Raw genomic sequence first — 18261 nt, 5'->3', positions numbered from 1 at the left:
GCGGATGGGTCGGGTCAGGACTTCACCAGGCGGGCGATGGCGTCGGAGGCTTCCTTGATCTTCTCGTCCGCTTCCGGACCGCCGGCCTTGGCCGCGTTGACGACGCAGTGTTTGAGATGGTCATCGAGCAGGGCGAGGGCCACGTTCTCCAGGGCCGAGGTCAGCGCGCTGATCTGCGTGAGGATATCGATGCAGTAGGTGTCCTCATCCACCATGCGGTGGATGCCGCGGGCCTGCCCCTCGATCCGCTTGAGGCGGGCGAGATAGCGTTCCTTGTCGCTGATGTAGCCGTGTGCGGTTCCGCCGGACGGCTTGGTGCTGGTAGCCATTGTGATGCTCCTGATTCTTAGGTGCTGGTTAGTCGGTGGTGGTGCTGGGCTGTGGGGTGCTGCTGCCGGTGAAGCGGGCGGCGCTGGCTGCCGGGGACAGGTCCAGGCGCCGGAGCAGCTGGGCGTTGAGGGCGACGACGACGGTGGAGGCGGACATGAGGATCGCACCGATGCTCATGGGCAGCACGAACCCTACCGGTGCCAGGACTCCCGCGGCCAGCGGTACGGAAATGAGGTTATAACCGGCGGCCCACCACAGGTTCTGCTTCATCTTCCGGTAGCTGGCCCGGGAGAGGTCGATGACCGAGAGTACCGAGCGCGGGTCCGAACTGGCCAGGATTACTCCGGCGGAGCCGATGGCGACGTCGGTGCCGGCGCCGATGGCGATTCCCACATCAGCCTGGGCCAGTGCAGGGGCGTCGTTGACGCCGTCGCCGACCATGGCGACCTTCTTGCCTTCAGCCTGGAGTTCAGCCACCTTCGCGGCCTTGTCCTCGGGGCGGACTCCCGCGAAGACCCGGTCGATCCCCAGCTCCTTGGCTACGGTACCGGCGACGGCCCGGGCATCACCGGTGATCATGACCACCTGCGCGCCGGCGGCGTGGAGTGCGTCCACCGCCTGCCGGGACTCGGGGCGGATCTCATCGGCCAGCCGGAGGGCGCCGATGACGCTGCCGTCCGCCACAACGTGCAGAATGATGGCGCCTTCTGCCCGCCAGCTATCGGCGATGGGGAGTTCGCCGGAGCCGTGTTCCTCGAGCAGATAGGGCCCGCCGACCTCCACCACTGTGCTTCCGCCGGGGGCGGCGACGGTGGCCCTAACCCCGACCGCAGGAGAGGACGAGAAATCCGACGCCTTGGACACGCTCAGGCCGCGGGCGCGCGCGGCACCGGTGACGGCCTTGGCCAGGGGGTGCTCACTGTCAGCTTCGGCAGCGGCGGCCAGTACGAGGACTTCGTCTTCCGTATGCCCGTCAACGGGTTCGACGGCGGTGACGGTGGGTTCACCCCTGGTCAGGGTGCCCGTCTTGTCAAAGAGCACCGCGTCCACGGAACGCATGGATTCCAGGGCGAGGCGGTCCTTGATCAGCACTCCGCCGCGGGCTGCACGTTCGGTCGCGATCGAGACCACCAGGGGGATTGCCAGTCCGAGGGCATGGGGACAGGCGATGACCAGGACGGTGATGGTGCGGACCACGGCGTCGTCCGGCAGTCCGAGCAGGGACCAGACGGCGGCGGTGATGGCCGCCGATCCGAGGGCGAACCAGAACAGCCAAGCTGCTGCCGTGTCCGCGAGCCGCTGGGCGCGGGAGGAGGAGGCCTGGGCGTCTGCGACGAGTTTCTGGATTCCGGCCAGTGCGGTGTCGTCGCCGATGGCCGTGACTTTGACCCGCAGGCCGGAATCGGTCGCGACGGTGCCGGCAACAACGGAATCGCCGCGCCCGCGGCGGACGGTCCGGGACTCACCGGTGACCATGGACTCGTCCATGCTGGCAGAGCCGTCAACGATTTCTCCGTCAGCAGGCACGGAGGAGCCGGGCCGGACGATGACGACGTCTCCCACCGCCAGATCTGCGGGAGAGACCTTGATGACCTGGTCCCCATCAACCATCTCGGCTTCGTCGGGGAGCAGCGCAGCCAGTGAATCCAGTGCGGAGGTGGTCTGGGCGAGGGAACGCATCTCGATCCAGTGCCCCAGCAGCATGATGACCACCAGCAGGGCCAATTCCCACCAGAAGTTCAGCTCGGCATCGAGCAGGCCCACGCTCGCACCCCAGGAGGCGATGAACGCGACGGTGATCGCCAGCCCGATGAGCAGCATCATTCCGGGTTTGCGCGAACGGACCTCCGAGACGGCCCCGGTGAGGAAGGGCTGGCCGCCCCAGACGTACATAACCGTGCCCAGGACGGGGGAGGCCCACCAGACCCAGGCGGCATCCGGCAGGTGGTAGCCGATGAGGTGGGCGAACATGTCATTGAACCCGACCACGGGAACGGCGAGGACGAGCATGATCCAGAACAGCCGCCGGAACTGCCCAACGTGGTCCCCGTGGCCGCCGTGTCCGTGGCTGTCGTGCGTAGGATCACCGTGGCCCGCATGCCCGTGTTCCCCATGGGCTGCGGGATCCGCCGGTGCGTGGCCGTGATGGTCTACTGACAGCTGGCTGCGGTCGCCGGCGTGGAGGTCAGATGCGGCCACCCGGTCAGGATCGGGATGGTGTTCATGACTGCTCATGCACCCAGCCTATACCCCCTATGGGTATGGGGCCAGTGTTGGAAAACCCTGCGCCCCGCCTAGTCCTTGGCGGAGCCGTGCTTCAGCAGCTTGTGCGTACCGTCGCACCAGGGTTTGATCTTCGAACCGCCGCAGCGGCACAGTGCCACCGTTTCCCGGTTTTTGGGAACCGGGGTGCCATCGGCGTCGACAACCTCAAAGTCCCCCCGCACCAGCAAGGGGCCACCGGGGCATGCCATGAGTGACACCGGATCAAGGCCGCCGTCCCCGCCCGCCTGGCTTTCTGCTGCGGCGACAACCCTCACTCCGGTGGCCTCGACTACTGCGGCTTCAGCGTCCGCAGGGGTGCCGCTCACGGTGAAACCCCGGCTGCTGCCGCGTCGGCGGCCAGGGCATCCGCTGCCGGATGCGGCTCAGGGCCGGCAGCCCGCAGTGCCGAGGAGCCCTCCTTCCACGCCGCCAGCTGGAACTCGCCCTGCAGCGCATCGAGGGTCAGGACGGTTGCCGCACCGAAAAGGATGTCCGGCAGGAGCGCGGGTTCTGCTTCAGCGAGGCCGCCGGCAAGGTCGCGGGCTGCAATCTGCTCATGCACGGCGTCGGCCTCGACATGCTCGTCGAAGTAGAAGGTGACATCGGAGCCGAACCCCGCACGGCGGAAACCCTTGGCATAGAAGGAGTTCGGGATGGAGGAGGTCATCTCGAAGGCTGCGAGGTGACCGGCGATACTGCCCCGAAGGCGGCGGTTCAAACCGAACAGGGACATGGCGTTGGAAGAGGCCAGCACCAGGGCTGGAATCCGGTCCAGGTAGTAGCCGTACCGGGTGTCCAGCCCCAGGCCCTCCATGGTGCGGGCGAATAGTTTCGAGTGCATGCGCTCCGGACGCCCGCCTCCATACTCGTCGGCCTGGATTTCCACCAGGGCTGCCTTGGCCCGCCCTGCCGGAAGACGGGGGATGGCCCAGCTGTGGGGATCCGCTTCGCGCAGCTGGTAGATGGAGCGCAGAACCAGGAACTCGCGCAGCTGGTCCTCGGTGGCGTGGCGGGCAATGAACCGGGATACGGAGGGACCGTCGTCGTCAGCGGCCATCCCGAACAGGGTCTGCGCCACCGCTTCGGCATCCGGTTCCGGCGCTTCCGGAGCGGGGACGATCTTCCGCAGGGTGGCTTCGAAGCCGGCTTCCAGAGTCCGCCGCAGCCGGATCAGCTCCGGCTCCCATTCCATTGCCGGGTCCACGCCCTCCAGTCCGCTGTAGTGCAGCTCGTAGAGGCAGAACAGTGCAAGCTGGATATCGTCGTCGCGAAGCAGGTCCGCGGTAGCGGAAAGGGCACCATCACCCAGGGCAGCGAGCTCGGCGAACTTCTCGGGCCCCGCGCCGTCGCCGGCCAGGAGGGTGTCGAGCAGTGCGGAAGTCAAAACTCCGCGCGGGGCAGGTAGCAACATGTCGTTCCTTAGTTGTGAGGCGTCATGCAATGCTGGAGGTCCAGCGGTTTCCAATGGCAACTCCGGACATAAGCATACTTGGTATTTTGGGGCGATCCCGAACTCTGCCGGTGCCGGCAGGGACAGGAAAGGGGGCGTTATGCCCGGCGTGGATGGCAGTCTCCTGGCAGCGATTCCGGCAATCCTGCTGGCTGCGGCGGCGGTTCTTTTCACTGCGCCCGCGCTGGATGCGGCGCTGCGCCGCGATGACGGCGAACGGCTGTTTTGGGTGGGTTTCACGGGGCTGCTGACCGGAATCCTCGCTGTGGCTTGGGCTGGCCTGGCTGGCACCGGGGCTGCAGCTGCCACTGGTCTGCTCCTGGTGGCGGGTTCTGCGGGCGCATGGATCTGGCTGCGCCGCCGGCACCGGGCCAGGAAACAGGCACGAGCGGAGAGAATCTGGGCTAAGCGGCTCCACGGCCTGGACCGGCGGCGGGAGGCAATCCTGCGAGAGTGGAGTTCCTATGAGCTCGACCCCTGGAAAGGGGTGGAATATCCCGGGCTGGGGGACGTGCGGGAAGCTGAGACGAGCCGGCTGGCAAGGGCGTCCCGGGATGCCCTTGCCGCGCAGGAGGCCGCCCGGGTCCCGTCCCAGGAAACCGCTGCGCTGAGTACGTACGCCGCCGCCGTCGACCGTTTGGAAGAAGCCTGGGAGGCAGCGCGCCACGCCGCGCGGCGGCGGGCCGGGTGAACGTTTGAGCCTTGTCTGCGCTGCGGCCGGACAGGACAGGCCAGCCGCATCAGGCCAGCCGTTTAATTGGAGCTGGCTCCCGCCTCTGCATATGGGGGGAACACAGAGGGGGAGCCAGTTCCAGAAGTATACTAACTGGTAACCGGAGAATCCAATCGAGGAGGGGCAATGGCGGTAGCCGCCAAGGCATTCCAACATTGGCGCGCAACCGTAGCCCCGGATGAGTCCACTACCGACCTGTGCCGGATGACCGGAATCAAGCGTTCGACGCTCGCCCAGCAGCTGGTGCGGAACAAGGTTTCCATGGCCACAGTCATACGGGTGGCACGGGCCTACGGGCAGGACCCGGTCACTGCGCTGTCCTCCTTCGCAGAGTTCGCCGGGCTGGAAGAAGGCAGGCGTGAGCCCACCCAGGCCGAACTCATCAGTCAAGTGGCCTATCCCTGCATCCTGAAGGCGCTTTTGGACCGGTCAACGGCAGGCGAGGGCGGGAACATCCCCGAACCGCAATTGTGCGCGTATCCGTACACCGGCTCCGTGCGGCAATGGTTTGATGCCATTGATCCCGGGGACCTCCGCCTGCAGCTTTCGGCGGCAACCGGTACAGCGCCCCAGAACATCTCCGCGCAGCTGACCGCGGGACGCCTGGCTCCGGAGCTGGCCATTGCTGCAGCCCGGCTTGCCGGCGTATCCCTCACCAGTGGGCTGGTGGTTACCGGCGTACTGCAGCCCGAAGAGGGTGGATGGCCGCCCAAGGGCCGGGAAAAGGCCATCGAGGAGCTTTCCGATGTAGAGCTGGTCACGCTGGCGAGGGATCGCCTCGATGCGCTGTCGAAGGCGCTGCGCAAGCGGGAACAGGATGCAAAGTTCGATCAGGCACTTTTGGAGAATTTGGGATGACCGTAGCTTTAGCCGTGCAGGTGGCGGCCTTTGGACTCAGCGTGCTGTTCGCACTGCTCCGGCTGCCTGGGGCGCTGCGCGGCCAGAACCGCGGTGTCTTCGTCAGCATGGTCCTGATTGCCCTGACGATGGGTCTGAGTCTGGGGGGAATATACACGGTAGTGGACGGCTGGCTTGGGGGCCGGAATCTCGCCAATCTTGTCCTGCGGCTGTCCCTGTATGCCGTCTTCGTCATCCTGGGGGTGAAGGCCGCGGCAGCCTTTGGTGCCGGGTGGGCCCGGAAGCTGATCATTGGGCCGATCGGCCTCGCTGTGCTGGCTCTGGCTGTGGGGCTGACTGTGTACTTCTTTGTGCTTAGCGATCTGCCCGTTACCTCGGTGGGGCTTCAGGCCTACGAGAAGCAGGTTACGGTGCAGTCCTATGCGTCCCTGGGGCGAATGTATCCCGGCTACGTCGCTGCTTGCCTGTGCGCCCCCGTGCTGATGGCGGCGGCAAATTCCCGCCTGCGGGTCCTGCACCGAACGGGCGCCGGACTTCTTGGCGCCGGACTGGTGCTGGTTGTTGCCTTCAGCTTCCTGCAGGAAGTGGTCTACCTGGGTGTCTTCACGGCGTTGGTGCCCTTTACGGCCGTCATCCTGGTGACTGTGGGGTTGACGGTTATGTGGGTTTCCCATCTGCGCCAGCGCAGGCGTCCGTCCCAAAACCTTTTGGCAGAAAGTTACCGAAACGTGAGTTGAATTTCACAGATTTTGTTCACAACTTCATGACCCTGTGCCAGACTAATGAATATGTAACGTCCGCTGCCTGTGGGGGGTCAGCGTGAAGTTACTACCGAAGCCAGCGGCCCCGTGCCGCTGGCTTCGTTGTTTTCCGGATGGAAGCGTGTTCCGGACCTCCCGGAGCTACTCGGCGTCCAGATCTGTCTCCAGTATCTTGACCAGTTCATCCAGTGCCGCATCGGCACCCTCGCCTTCGGCCCGAAGGACGACGACGTCGCCGTGAGAAGCTCCCAGGCTCATCAGAGCCAGCATGCTCGTGGCATCCATAGCGTCTTCTGCCGGGTCGCCCTTCATGCCAATTGTGACTTCCACCGGCTGCGCCGCGGCGGCTTCCGCGAACACGGAAGCGGGGCGGGCATGCAGCCCGACCCGGCTGGCTATGGTTGCAGAACGTTCAGGCATCGGAGATTCCTTCCGGTTGGGTTGGCTGCGGATTGGCGCCGGAGCGCCGGCTACAGTCCGAGTTGTTCGAGGATGGGGAGCTTGGCCCGGACCTGTGTCCTGGCTTCGCTTGCAGTCTGCGACGCGAGTGCAACGCTGGCAAGCTCTTTAGCCTGGGCCAGGGTGACCGATGCCAGCACCGCTCCCACAGTGGACAGGGCGCGCGGTGTCATGGACAGGGTGTTCACGCCCAGGCCGGTCAGGACGACGGCGAGTGCCGGGTCGGCGGCCGCCTCGCCGCAGACTCCCACGTTCCTGGGCTTGCTGTCCGCCGCGGCGGCCTGCGCGGCACCGTCCACCGTCATTCCGATGAGCTGCAGGACGGCAGGCTGCCAGGGATCGTTGAGCGTGGCCAGGGTGCCCAGCTGGCGGTCGGCCGCCATTGCGTACTGAGTGAGGTCATTGGTGCCCAGGGACGCAAACTTCACTTTGGCGAGCACCGCCTGGGCTTTGATCGCTGCCGCCGGAACCTCGACCATCACGCCCGCGGTGGCCAGCCCGGCTGCGGCACACATAACCGCGAAGTCACCGGCCTCATCGGCCGTTGAAATCATCGGTGCCATGACCCACACATCGGCTTCGTGCGCGCCGGCTGCAGCAGCAATGGCTTCCAGCTGACGGGTGAGCACGCCCGGCGAGGAGCGGTCGGTGCGGTATCCCCGGACGCCAAGTGCCGGGTTCGGCTCTGTGGCGTCGGTCAGGAACGGCAGGGGCTTATCGGCACCGGCGTCAAGGGTCCGGATTACCACCTTCCGTCCCGGGAAGGCCTGGAAAACGTCGCCGTAGGCTGCCACCTGTTCCTCCACGGTGGGTTCGGTGTCCCGCCCGAGGAAGCAGAACTCGGTCCGCAGCAGCCCCACACCTTCGGCCCCGGCGGCCGCGGCGGCGGCCGCATCCTTGCCTGAGCCCACGTTGGCCAGCAGCGGCACCCGGTGGCCGTCCGACGTCGTGCCGGTACCGTCAAAGGCGGGGAGCGACGCCCGGGAAGCATACTTCTGTGCCGCTTCCCGTTCAGCGGCACCGGGATCCACCACCACGTTTCCGTTCGCCCCGTCGAGGTAGATCTCTGCCCCGTCGGTAATCGAATCGGCGCCCGCAGCTCCCACGACAGCGGGCAGCCCCAGGGAGCGGGCAAGGATGGCGGTGTGGGACTGGGGGCCGCCGCCGCTCGTGACCAGACCGATGACCAGGGACGGATCCAGCGTGGCAGTATCCGCCGGTGCCAGCTCCTCCGCCGCGAGGATGAACGGAACGTCCGACGCCGGGATCCCGGGAGCGGGCAGCCCGTCCAGCTGCGCCACAATGCGGGCCCGGACGTCCAGGACATCCTGGGTCCTTTCGGCCATGTATCCGCCCAGGCTCTGGAGCATGGCCGCCACCTCAAGCCCGGCCTCCCACACGGCGCGGTCTGCCGACATCCCGTTGTTGATGTGTTTGCCAGCAGCCTTCAGGAGCATGGGGTCCGTCGCCATCATCGCGGTCGCGTCGAGGACGGCCTTGGCATCACCTGACGCTGCGGCGGACCTCCGTTTGAGATCCTCGCGCACACTGTCCGCTGCGTCTTTCAGGCGTTCCTTTTCCGCGTCCACGGAACTCCCGGGACCGAACTTTGACGCCGCGTCGGGTTCCGGAACGGGCGGGGGCATCCGCAGCACCGGGCCGAGGACGCGGCCCGGGCTGACTCCGATTCCCTTGATGGTGCGCATTTCTGTACCTCTCTGTGGACTCATCCCTGGTCCCTAGGCCACAACGGGTTCTTCTGCCGTCTTGGGTGCGGTTGTGCGTTTGAGGCCTACCAACACCAGTGCGGTGACGACCATACCGGCCAGGATGGCGACGATAAACATCAGGATGTTCCCAATGGCGAAGAAGACGAAGATTCCACCGTGCGGTGCCTGTGACGTCACGCCGGCCGCCATGCAGATGGCCCCGGCAACGGCGCCGCCCAGCATGGTGGACGGGATGACGCGGAGCGGATCCGAAGCAGCGAACGGAATGGCGCCCTCGGAAATGAACGCGGCACCGAGCAGCCAGGCCGCCTTGCCGTTCTCCCGCAGGGCCATGCTGAACTGGCGCTTGTCCAGGACGGTGGCGAGGGCCATGCCCAGCGGCGGCACCATGCCGGCAGCCATCACCGCCGCCATGATTTCCCACGGGGCCTGGTTCTCAACCGTGGCTTCGCCCAGTCCGGCGACGGCAAACGCGTAGGCGACCTTGTTGATAGGGCCGCCGAGGTCCGCGCCCATCATCAGGCCCAGGATCACGCCAAGGCCGATGGCCGCCACCCCGGTCAGGCCGGTCAGCCAGTTATTCAGGGCGAGGGTCAGGGCAGCGATGGGTCCGCCCAGGACCAGCAGAAGCAGCCCGGAAGCCACCAGCGAAGCCAGCATCGGAATGATGACCACCGGCATCAGGCCGCGCAGCCAGTTTGGCACCTTCCAACGGCCAATCCACATGGCCACATAACCGGCGAGCAGGCCGCCGGCTATGCCGCCGAGGAAGCCCGCGTCCATAAAGAGGGCAACGGCACCGGCGGTGAATCCCGGCGCGATTCCGGGCCGGTCCGCGAGGGCGTAGGCGATGTAGCCGGCCAGCGCCGGGACCAGGAAGCCCAGCGAGATGGTCCCGATCTTCCAGAACACTGCCCCCAGATACGCCAGCAGGCCTTCCGGCGGCAGGTCGAAGATCCCGGTGCCGGCCAGCAGGGTATCCCCGTTGGCCACGCCGGCCTCGTCGGAGAGGGCGAGTTCATAACCGCCCAGCAGGAATCCCAAGGCAATCAGCAGGCCGCCGCCGGCCACGAAGGGAATCATGTAGCTGACGCCCGTGAGCAGGGCCCGTTTCAGCTGCCCGCCGAAGCTCTCGCCCCCGGCGGCCGCCCGCTCATCTCCGCCGTCCCCTCCGCCGCCGGCAACCTTCCGGGAGTTCGGATCCTTCGCAGCCGCCAGGGCCTCGTCAATCATGACCCCGGGCTCGTCGATTCCCCGCTTAACCGGGCCGCTGACCACCGGTTTGCCGGCGAACCTGCCCTTGTCCCGGACATCAACGTCCACCGCGAAGATCACGGCGTCGGCGTTCTTGATAATTTCCGGATCCAGCGGGGTGGAGCCAGCCGATCCCTGGGTTTCGACCTGGAGGTCGATGCCGCGTTCGGCGGCTGCGGCGGCCAGGGAGTCCGCTGCCATGTAGGTGTGCGCAATGCCGGTTGGGCAGGCGGTGACCGCGACAAGGCGCTGCGGTGTGGTCCCGCCGGCGTGAGTCCCGCCCTCTGCTGCCTGGCTGGTTCCGTCCGCGGGGACACCGGCTCCGCCGCCAGCACCTGCTGCTGTGGCGCCGGCGGCTGTGGCTCCCGCGGCGGCCGCTGCCCCGCCGGCCCGGTGGGATGGGCCGGCGGGGCCGCCGCCCGCTGAGGCGCCGGAGGCCGGTGCCTGGTCCCCTTCCGGCTGCGCCCCCAGGCCGAGTGCTCCGTCGACGAGTTCCACCACTGCCTGCGGCGTCTCGGCGCTGCGCAGTGCAGCAGTGAAATCTTTTTTGATCAGGGACCGCGCCAGCTTGGCCAGAAGCTGCAGATGCTCCTGGTCAGCGCCTTCCGGTGCTGCGATGAAGAACACGATGTCCGCCGGACCGTCTTTGGCGCCCCAGTCCACCGGGGGCTGCAGGCGTGCCATGGCCAGGCTTGCCCGGGTTACGGCGGCGGAACGGCAGTGCGGAATCGCTATGCCGCCGGGGACGCCCGTGGCCGTCTTCTGCTCCCGTGCCATCGCGTCCGCGTAAAGTTCATCGAAGCCCGTGGCGCGTCCGGCAGAGACCACTTTCTCTGCAAGGTAACGGATGACCTGGTCCCGTGACGTGCCGAGGTCCTGGTCCAAGGTGACCAGCTCCGGCGTAATGAGGTCTGACATCAGGATTGCTCCTTAGATGAGGTTGGTGCGGGTCCGCGCCTGGCGCTGGATCCGGGAACCGGCCGCGGGTCCACCGGATGAACAGTGACTTCTTCGGGATGGGTCTCCTCCAGCGAAGGCACCCTGGTGCCGGGCAGTGATGCGGCTGCTGCACCATGCGCGACGGCCTGCCGAAGACAGTCCTGGGGCGGTTTCCCGGCAGATTCAGCCAGCAGATAGCCGGCCAGCGAGGAGTCGCCCGCGCCCACCGTGGACCGGGGCGTGACCGGAGGACGGGTAGCCAGCCACGCGCCGTCGGGCGTTACCAAAAGCGCGCCCCGGGCGCCGAGGGTGGCCAGGACAGCCCCCACACCCCGCTCGATCAGGGTCAGTGCTGCACCAGCGGCAAGTGACGGATCCGACTCAAGCTCGTCACCCGTGGCGATGCCGGTAACTTCCGCCAGTTCTTCGCCGTTGGGCTTCAGCAGGCTGGGCGCCGCCCCGTGCAGCAGCGCACCGAGCAGGGGAGGGCCGGAGGAGTCGATGGCGAGGGCCGGCGTGTTCTGCGGAAAGCGCCGCCGAACGGCATCCGCGACCACCGCGTAGTAGTCGGAGGGGACCCCTGGCGGCAGTGACCCGGCCAGCACCAGCCAGCGGGCCGCCTGGGTATCTTCCGGTCCCGTGCAGGCCTCCAGCGTCAGGGCCAGCAGATTCTCCTGGACCTCCGGGCCCAGCTCCGGCCCGGGCAGATTGACCTTGGTGGTGGTTCCATCCGGTTCAGTGAACGTGAGGTTGGCGCGCAGCGCTGCACCGATGGGCAGATTCCGGTGATCGATACCCGCAGACCGCAGGCCCGCCACCACCGGATCTCCGTTATCCCCGGGCAGTACTGCCACGCAGGCGGTACCGGAGGCCTTGAGCGCCCGGCAGACGTTGACGCCCTTCCCGCCGGGTTCCTCATGGAATCCCGCGGCCCGTTGGACAGCCCCTCGGGCCAGGACTCCGGAGAGTTCCACTGTCCGGTCCAGGCTGGGGTTGGCGGTCAGCGTCACTATGGCGCCCCGGTTCGTCCCTGAGTACATGAGCCCCCGCTATCAGCAGCCGCGGCGCACATCTATGCGCTGTTTGAAACTTTAGGTTCCTGCCATGCCCAACACAATGGTCGGCCGCCGGCCTGGCGGACGCGGGGGCAAACGCGCGCGGAGGCGCTCCGGCCCTACTCTGGAGGCATGCATCACCTCATCTGGTCAGCCCCCGCCGCCGAGCGGCCGGGCACCCACCTCCTGGTTATGCTTCACGGCTACGGCTCGGATGAAACGGCAATGCAGGCACTCTTTCCCTCCCTGCCGCCCGGGGTCACCGGGGTGGCGCTGCGGGGCAGGTTCGACGTCGGCGGAAGTTTCGGGTGGTTCCTGCTGGATCCGATGCTGGCCTCCGACGCAGCGGAGGTTCTCCAGGCAGGCTCGGAGCTGCTGGCCACGATCTCTTCGCTTGAGCAGCAGGGGAGCTTCACCGGCGTATCACTGCTTGGGTTCTCCCAGGGAATGGCGATGGCCGTGACCGCGTTGCGGCTGCGTCCAGCGGCGTTCACCAGCGCCGTCGGGCTCTCCGGATTCGTGGTCGAAAGTGAACTGCTGGCAATGGCGGAGCCCCTGGCCCGCCGGGTCCCGTTTTTCTGGGGAAGGGACCGGGCCGACTGGGTGATCCATCCCGACGCCGTCGCAGCCGCCGGCAGGTGGCTGGAACTCAACACCCAGCTGACTGCCCGGACGTACCCGGGTATGGGGCACCGGATCGAAGCGGATGAAATGCGCGATATTGCTGTCTTCCTGCGCCGTTTCGCCCTGGCACCACAAAAAAATAAGGTCACTGAGTAACGCTCTGACTAGGCACGATACCTAAAACAGGGATAATTTTGTGCGAATCCGACTTCGCATAAGCATGCTTATGAAGTAGGCTTATGGAAAGCGCGGCCCACAGGCCATGCTGACTTTCACCAGTCACTCACACACAGCAAGGAGTATTCACATGGGTATCATTGCTTTCCTTATTCTGGGACTTATTGCAGGTGCTATTGCGAAGGCTCTGCTTCCGGGACGCCAGGGTGGCGGATGGGTTATCACCCTCGTTCTCGGCGTTGTTGGCGCCCTGCTGGGCGGTTTCATCGGCAACGCCATCTTCAACGTTGGCCTCGAGAACTTCTGGTCGCTGCAGACGTGGATCGTAGCCATTCTTGGCTCGATCGTCGTCCTGCTGGTTTACGGCATGATCACCAAGCGCGGTGCTCGCGCCTAGCCAGGGCAGGCAGCGGGATGCCCCGCAGCCACCGAACGGGCCCACGGGAGTATTTCCGTGGGCCCGTTCGTCTTTAACTTCGTCCGCGTAAGCTAACCGTGCGGATAAATCCGGCAGACGTAAGGAGCAAGTCCATGGGCTTCAAGACCACCAGTGCACTCCGGCTTGCCGGCGGCGCTGTCTTCGACCGGGACGGCAAGCCAAAGTCCCACATTGCCCGCGGCATCGAGCGTGCCGTGGAAGTGCAGCGGCCGCTGGTGCTGGCCAATATCCGGCGCCTCCAGCGCAGGCATCCCGATGCGACGGCAGCGGAACTGGTCAAAATCCTTGAGCACCACTACCTTGCGGCTGTCGCCGGAGGCGGAGCAGCCGTCGGCGCGACCGCCGTCGTACCCGCAGTGGGAACCGCTGCCGCGCTCGGACTGTCCGCCGCCGCCACCTTCGGCTTCCTGGAGGCCACCGCGCTCTACGCCCAGTCCGTGGCGGAGCTGCACGGCGTCCGGCTCCAGGATCCGGAGCGGTCCCGCACAGTGGTCATGGCGATCATGCTGGGCGAAGAGGGAACGGCGATGATGCAGCAGCTGAGCAAGGGAAAGCCCTGGGGCAGTGCCATGGGCAGCGCTTCCTCGGGAATGCTGGGCAGCATCGGTGCCTCCATCCGCAAACAGTTCATGCGGAAAATGCTGGCCCGGCAGGGATCGGTCATCATTGGCCGGGCACTTCCCCTGGGTATTGGCGCCGTGATCGGCGGAGCCGGGAACTACACGATGGGCCGCTCCGTCATCAAGGCAACCCACCGGGCCTTCGGCGAAGCCCCGGGTGCTATTCCGGGTGAACTCGCCGCGGACATCCTGGCCCTTCCGGAACGCCGGTCCGCCTAGCCGAATATCGCGTGGGCCACCGTGAAGATGGCCAGCCCGGCAAGGGAACCCACCACGGTTCCGTTGATCCGGATGAACTGCAGGTCCTTGCCGACCTGCAGTTCGATTTTCTCCGAGGTTTCATCGGCGTCCCAGCGTTCCACGGTTTCCGTGATCACGCCGGCGATGTCCTTGCGGTAGGTGCGCACCAGGTAGCCGGCTGCATCCGCAATGTAGGCGTTGACCTTCGCTGCCAGCTCCGGATCGCTGACCAGCCGCGAACCGAAGTCCTGCACAGCTGCCTTGAAGTTGGTGCTGAGTTCACTGTCGGGATCATCCACCGCATCGGACAGGGCCGTCTTGATGGTGCTCCAGGTCTGGGTCACCAGTTCCCGGACCCTGGGATCATCCAGCACCTGTTCCTTGATGCGCTCAGCCTTGGCCATCGCCTCGGGGTCATGCTGCAGGTCCCTGGCCAGGCCGCGGAGATAGTTGTCCAGCGCCACCCGGACCTGATGGTTCGGGTCCTCCTGCACGGCAGCGAGGAACCGGTTCAGTTCCACCTGGACCCGGTCGCCCACCAGATCATCCAGGAAGCTTGGCACCCACGACGGGGAGCGTTCGGAGACCAGCCGGGAAACGACGTCGGGGTTCTGCCGGACCCAGTCGCTCAGGCTGTCCACCAGCAGGTCAACCAGCTGGTGGTGGTGGCCTTCATCGAAGATGCGTTCAGCCATGCGGCCGGCCGGAGGTCCCCAGGGCACATCCACCACGTGCCTGCGGAACATGGATTCAAGGACGTCCCGGACGGCATCGTCGTCGAGTACCCGGAGGATGCCGCGGATCGCCGCGGCTCCTTCCCGCGCAACCCGGTCTGCGCTCTCCGGACGGGCCAGCCACGCGCCGGCACGCTGGGCTATGCCAATGGAGGTCAGTTTGGCCTCCACAACCTCATCGGACAGGAAATTGTCCTCCACGAAGTCACCCAGGGTGGCGCCGATCTGGTCTTTGTTCCGCGGGATGATCGCTGTGTGTGGGATCTTGAGTCCGAGCGGATGCTTGAACAGCGCGGTGACGGCGAACCAGTCCGCCAGGGCACCGACCATCCCGCCCTCTGCAGCAGCCCGGACATACTGCAGCCACGGGTACTGGTCCTGCAGGGCGAAGGCAACCACGAAGATGATGCCCAGAAGTACCAGCAGGCTGGTGGCCAGGAGCTTCATCCGGCGCAGGGCGGCGGCCTTCACTGCATCCTTCTCCAGCAGCGGCGTGCTCACCGGCGTGCCCTGAATCCGGCTGCGGGCCGAGCGGTCCGCAGGTTCGCGGCAATCCTGGAATACGGGCGACCAAACATGTGCAGCAACTCCTGGGTTAGAGTGCGGGAGCGCGTATTCCAGGCGTCCGGCTCTTCCGGTGCCTGCGCGAACCGGCACTGCCATCTAACCAGCACCGGGGACCCTCGCGCCACGCGCGGGAGGACTTAACGCGGCGCGGCTCGCGTAGCGTGGAGCGCGTGCAGGAAGACAGCGGCGAAAGGCCTGACATGCAATCCCTCATCTATGCCCACCGCGGTTCCAGCGGCGCCTACGCGGAGCATACGCGTGCTGCCTACCTGCAGGCACTGGCCGACGGCGCTGACGGAGTTGAGTGCGATGTCCACCTCAGCGGTGACCGCCAGCCGGTGCTCATCCACGATGCGGCGGTTGACCGCACCTCAAACGGGACGGGGCCGGTCGCTTCCCGTGCCGTTGAGCAGCTGCGGAAGCTGGACTTCAGCGGCTGGAAACAGGTCCCGGTTCCGGCTGCCTACGGGACCCCCGCCGAACAGTTCCTCACCCTGGCCGAACTGCTGGACCTGCTCACCGGTGCAGGCCGCCGGATTTCCCTGGCGGTCGAGTTCAAGCAGCCCGGCCCCTTCGGGCTGGACCTGGAGGACACCGTCCTGGCCCTGCTCAAAGCCCGGGGCTGGGAACCGGAGACCTCCCGGCTGGGTCTGATCACGGTCAGCTTTATGAGTTTCAGCCCGGAATCCGTCCGCCAGCTGCGCCGCACCGTGCCGGCAGCCTTTGTGTGCCAGCTGCTGGCCGACGTGGACGACGCCGCCATTGCCGAGGCAGCGCCGCTGCTCCCGCCCGGCTTCGATACCGCTGGAATGCTGAACCGTGCGCTGGCCGAGGGCGAAGAGCTCGTGTCGACGGGTGAGGCCGGCATTGCTGGTCCGGGCGTCGAGTACCTGCGGGCGCATCCGGAACGGGTCGCCGGGTGGGCTGCGGCGGGCACCACCATCCGGGCATGGACGGTTGACGATCCTGCTGATGCGCAGGCAGCGCACCGGCTGGGCGTGCAGGAATTCACCACCAATTATCCGCGCGCGCTGCGCAGTGTCCTGGCCGCCCTGGGGCGGGCGGACCAGGCCGGGAACGGCTAAGTCCGGACCATAGGCCGCGGGCGCGGTGTGTGGTTGAGTGGTGCAATGGCCACTCCGATCGAGGACTACGCCCTTATTTCAGATCTCCACACCGGAGCGCTGGTATCCCGTGCCGGGAGCATGGACTGGCTTTGCCTGCCACGCTTTGATTCGCCCTCGGTCTTCGGTGCGCTCCTTGGGACCAAGGATCACGGCCGCTGGCTGCTGGAACCGGTCGCCGAAGGTGCCAGGGTGCTTTCCCGCACCTATCTGGACGCCACCTTCATCCTGCAGACCGTCTGGCGGACCGACGGGGGAGAGGTCCTGGTCACGGACTTTATGCCTGTTGGCGACCGGCGGGCGTCGGTGATCCGGCGCGTGCGGGGACTGTCCGGCACGGTTCATATGCGCCAGGAACTGGAGGTCCGCTTCAACTACGGGGACACTGTCCCCTGGATGCGGCGGGAAAGCCCGGCCGGGACCGAGCAGCTGCTGGCTATCGCCGGACCGAGCGCCATGGTGCTGCACGGCGGCAATATCCCCCACGGCAGCGACCACCGGCATACCGGCGAGTTTACGGTCAGCATGGGTGAGACCGTGGACCTGGAACTGCTGTGGTACCGCTCGCACCGGCCTACGCCGGCAAAAACCGACGTGGATGCTGCCCTGGCGGCCACCAGACGGTACTGGCAGGACTGGGCCGGGCACTGTGTGGACCTGGACCGCTACCAGGAGCCGGTGCGGCGCTCGCTGCTGGTGCTGCGGGCGCTTACCCATGAGGACACCGGCGGAATCGTGGCGGCACCCACAACGTCCCTTCCGGAGGAGTTCGGCGGCACCCGCAACTGGGACTACCGGTACTGCTGGCTGCGGGATGCGGCGCTCACGCTGGAGGCCATGATGACCCACGGCTACCAGGATGAGGCCCTGCACTGGCGCAACTGGCTCCTGCGCGCGGTGGCCGGGGACCCCGAAGACCTGCAGATCATGTACGCGGTGGACGGCGGCCGGGACCTTCCGGAGCGGATTCTGCACCAATTCCCCGGTCATTCCGGTTCCCGCCCGGTCCGGCTCGGCAACGGTGCCGTGGGTCAGTACCAGGCCGACGTCGTTGGCACCGTGATGGTGTCCCTGGCCCGCCTGCGGGAGCGGGGTGTGAAGGAGGACAATTTCTCCTGGGCGCTGCAGCGCGCCCTCCTGGGTTTTCTGGAACGGCATCTGGAGGACCCGGACCACGGCATCTGGGAGGTCCGCGGGGAACCGCGGTTCTTCACGCACTCCCGCGTCATGATGTGGGCGGCCTTCGACCGCGCAGCGCGGGCGGTGCGCGAAGACGGCCTGGACGGACCGGTGGAGCTGTGGGAGGCCCTGCGGGACGGTCTGCGTGTGGAAATACTGGCGCGGGGCTATGACCCGGAACTGAATTCGTTCGTGCAGTGTTACGGCAGTACCCTGCCGGATGCCTCCCTGCTGCAGCTGCCGCACGTGGGTTTCCTGCCGTACGACGATCCCCGGATGCTCGGCACGGTGGCCCGGCTCGAGGACACGCTCCTCAACCCGGACGGCCTGCTGCTGCGCTACGAAAGCACCTCCGGGGTTGACGGGCTGGAGCCGGGAGAGAATCCCTTCCTGGCCTGCAGTTTCTGGCTGGCTGAGCAGTATGCCCGCACCGGCCGGATGCGTGAGGCCCTGGACCTGATGGACCAGCTGGTGGGCTACGCGAACGAGGTTGGGCTCCTCAGCGAGGAATATGACACGGTGAACGGGCGCATGGCCGGAAACTACCCGCAGGCCTTTTCGCATCTGGCGCTGGTCCGGGCGGTGGACGCCATTCATGTGGCCGAAGCGCAGCGGCGCGGATCCCCCGCCCGGTCCGCGGACCCCGTAGACGCAGCGTCCCTGGACAGAAGCATCTGAAGAAACACAGCCGGGTCCGCTGCCCTGCCCTGCGCCGCAGAGGCG

General features: G+C 66.7%; 17 protein-coding genes. 8 read left to right on the top strand and 9 right to left on the bottom strand.

All coding sequences use genetic code 11. From position 1 onward, the window contains the following. Positions 1-14: 14 nt before the first annotated feature. From H9638_RS00540 to H9638_RS00525, 4 genes are read right to left on the bottom strand one after another with little or no spacing between them, the layout of a single operon-like run. Entirely contained in the window at positions 15-329 is a 315-nt protein-coding gene (locus H9638_RS00540; protein WP_191745248.1) for a metal-sensitive transcriptional regulator, read from the bottom strand. A gap of 28 nt (positions 330-357) precedes the next feature. Then, a complete protein-coding gene (locus H9638_RS00535; RefSeq protein WP_404799614.1) occupies positions 358-2565 on the bottom strand; it encodes a heavy metal translocating P-type ATPase in 2208 nt (735 codons plus the stop codon). Between the two features lie 59 nt (positions 2566-2624). Continuing rightward, positions 2625-2921 (bottom strand): CDGSH iron-sulfur domain-containing protein, encoded by a 297-nt coding sequence (locus H9638_RS17020; protein ID WP_318241732.1) that lies wholly within the window; start codon positions 2919-2921, stop codon positions 2625-2627. Further along, positions 2918-4006 carry an iron-containing redox enzyme family protein gene (locus tag H9638_RS00525; protein WP_191745247.1) on the bottom strand — a complete coding sequence of 363 codons (1089 nt, stop codon included), beginning with the start codon at positions 4004-4006 and terminating at the stop codon, positions 2918-2920. Before H9638_RS00525 ends, H9638_RS17020 begins: the two co-directional genes overlap by 4 nt. Positions 4007-4145: 139 nt before the next feature. Here H9638_RS00525 and H9638_RS00520 point away from each other — a divergent pair, with 139 nt between their 5' ends. The 3 genes from H9638_RS00520 (at position 4146) to H9638_RS00510 (ending at position 6373) form a co-directional block, all read left to right on the top strand. Beyond that, positions 4146-4736, top strand: coding sequence for a hypothetical protein (locus H9638_RS00520; protein WP_191745246.1), 591 nt, complete (start codon positions 4146-4148; stop codon positions 4734-4736). Between the two features lie 168 nt (positions 4737-4904). After that, positions 4905-5636 (top strand): hypothetical protein, encoded by a 732-nt coding sequence (locus H9638_RS00515; protein WP_191745245.1) that lies wholly within the window; start codon positions 4905-4907, stop codon positions 5634-5636. Then, a complete protein-coding gene (locus tag H9638_RS00510; RefSeq protein ID WP_191745244.1) occupies positions 5633-6373 on the top strand; it encodes a hypothetical protein in 741 nt (246 codons plus the stop codon). Before H9638_RS00515 ends, H9638_RS00510 begins: the two co-directional genes overlap by 4 nt. 165 nt (positions 6374-6538) lie before the next feature. Here the strand turns inward: H9638_RS00510 and H9638_RS00505 are convergent, their stop codons facing one another. The 4 genes from H9638_RS00505 to H9638_RS00490 are packed head-to-tail and all read right to left on the bottom strand — an operon-like array spanning position 6539 to position 11819. After that, a complete protein-coding gene (locus tag H9638_RS00505; RefSeq protein ID WP_191745243.1) occupies positions 6539-6817 on the bottom strand; it encodes an HPr family phosphocarrier protein in 279 nt (92 codons plus the stop codon). A gap of 50 nt (positions 6818-6867) precedes the next feature. Beyond that, complete coding sequence (ptsP, locus tag H9638_RS00500) at positions 6868-8562, bottom strand: phosphoenolpyruvate--protein phosphotransferase (protein WP_191745758.1); 1695 nt, start codon at positions 8560-8562, stop codon at positions 6868-6870. A gap of 33 nt (positions 8563-8595) precedes the next feature. Further along, positions 8596-10758 (bottom strand): PTS fructose transporter subunit IIABC, encoded by a 2163-nt coding sequence (locus tag H9638_RS00495; protein ID WP_191745242.1) that lies wholly within the window; start codon positions 10756-10758, stop codon positions 8596-8598. After that, positions 10758-11819, bottom strand: a complete 1062-nt coding sequence (locus H9638_RS00490; protein ID WP_191745241.1) for a 1-phosphofructokinase family hexose kinase — start codon at positions 11817-11819, stop codon at positions 10758-10760. The genes H9638_RS00495 and H9638_RS00490 overlap by 1 nt, the downstream gene beginning before the upstream one ends. A 147-nt stretch (positions 11820-11966) precedes the next feature. Here H9638_RS00490 and H9638_RS00485 point away from each other — a divergent pair, with 147 nt between their 5' ends. From H9638_RS00485 to H9638_RS00475, 3 genes are all read left to right on the top strand, one after another. Then, the gene (locus H9638_RS00485) at positions 11967-12614 is read left to right on the top strand and encodes an alpha/beta hydrolase (RefSeq protein ID WP_191745240.1); all 648 of its coding nucleotides are present in this window, start codon (positions 11967-11969) and stop codon (positions 12612-12614) included. 151 nt (positions 12615-12765) lie between these two features. After that, positions 12766-13032, top strand: coding sequence for a GlsB/YeaQ/YmgE family stress response membrane protein (locus tag H9638_RS00480; protein WP_066300776.1), 267 nt, complete (start codon positions 12766-12768; stop codon positions 13030-13032). 134 nt (positions 13033-13166) lie between these two features. Then, the gene (locus tag H9638_RS00475) at positions 13167-13913 is read left to right on the top strand and encodes a hypothetical protein (RefSeq protein WP_191745239.1); all 747 of its coding nucleotides are present in this window, start codon (positions 13167-13169) and stop codon (positions 13911-13913) included. On the opposite strand, the gene H9638_RS00470 is transcribed toward H9638_RS00475, so the two are convergent. Then, complete coding sequence (locus H9638_RS00470) at positions 13910-15115, bottom strand: DUF445 domain-containing protein (RefSeq protein ID WP_225216903.1); 1206 nt, start codon at positions 15113-15115, stop codon at positions 13910-13912. The genes H9638_RS00475 and H9638_RS00470 overlap by 4 nt on opposite strands. Positions 15116-15435: 320 nt before the next feature. Here H9638_RS00470 and H9638_RS00465 point away from each other — a divergent pair, with 320 nt between their 5' ends. Further along, positions 15436-16320: a glycerophosphodiester phosphodiesterase gene (locus H9638_RS00465; RefSeq protein ID WP_191745237.1), complete on the top strand. Its 885-nt coding sequence runs from the start codon at positions 15436-15438 to the stop codon at positions 16318-16320. Between the two features lie 27 nt (positions 16321-16347). Continuing rightward, the gene (locus H9638_RS00460; protein ID WP_318241731.1) at positions 16348-18216 is read left to right on the top strand and encodes a glycoside hydrolase family 15 protein; all 1869 of its coding nucleotides are present in this window, start codon (positions 16348-16350) and stop codon (positions 18214-18216) included. Positions 18217-18261: the final 45 nt, after the last annotated feature.

Origin of the sequence: Arthrobacter pullicola (assembly GCF_014836875.1) — a bacterium.
Lineage (GTDB): Bacteria > Actinomycetota > Actinomycetes > Actinomycetales > Micrococcaceae > Arthrobacter_B > Arthrobacter_B pullicola.
Note: the sequence above shows the minus strand (reverse complement) of the source record. Positions and strands in the feature narration are given on the sequence as shown.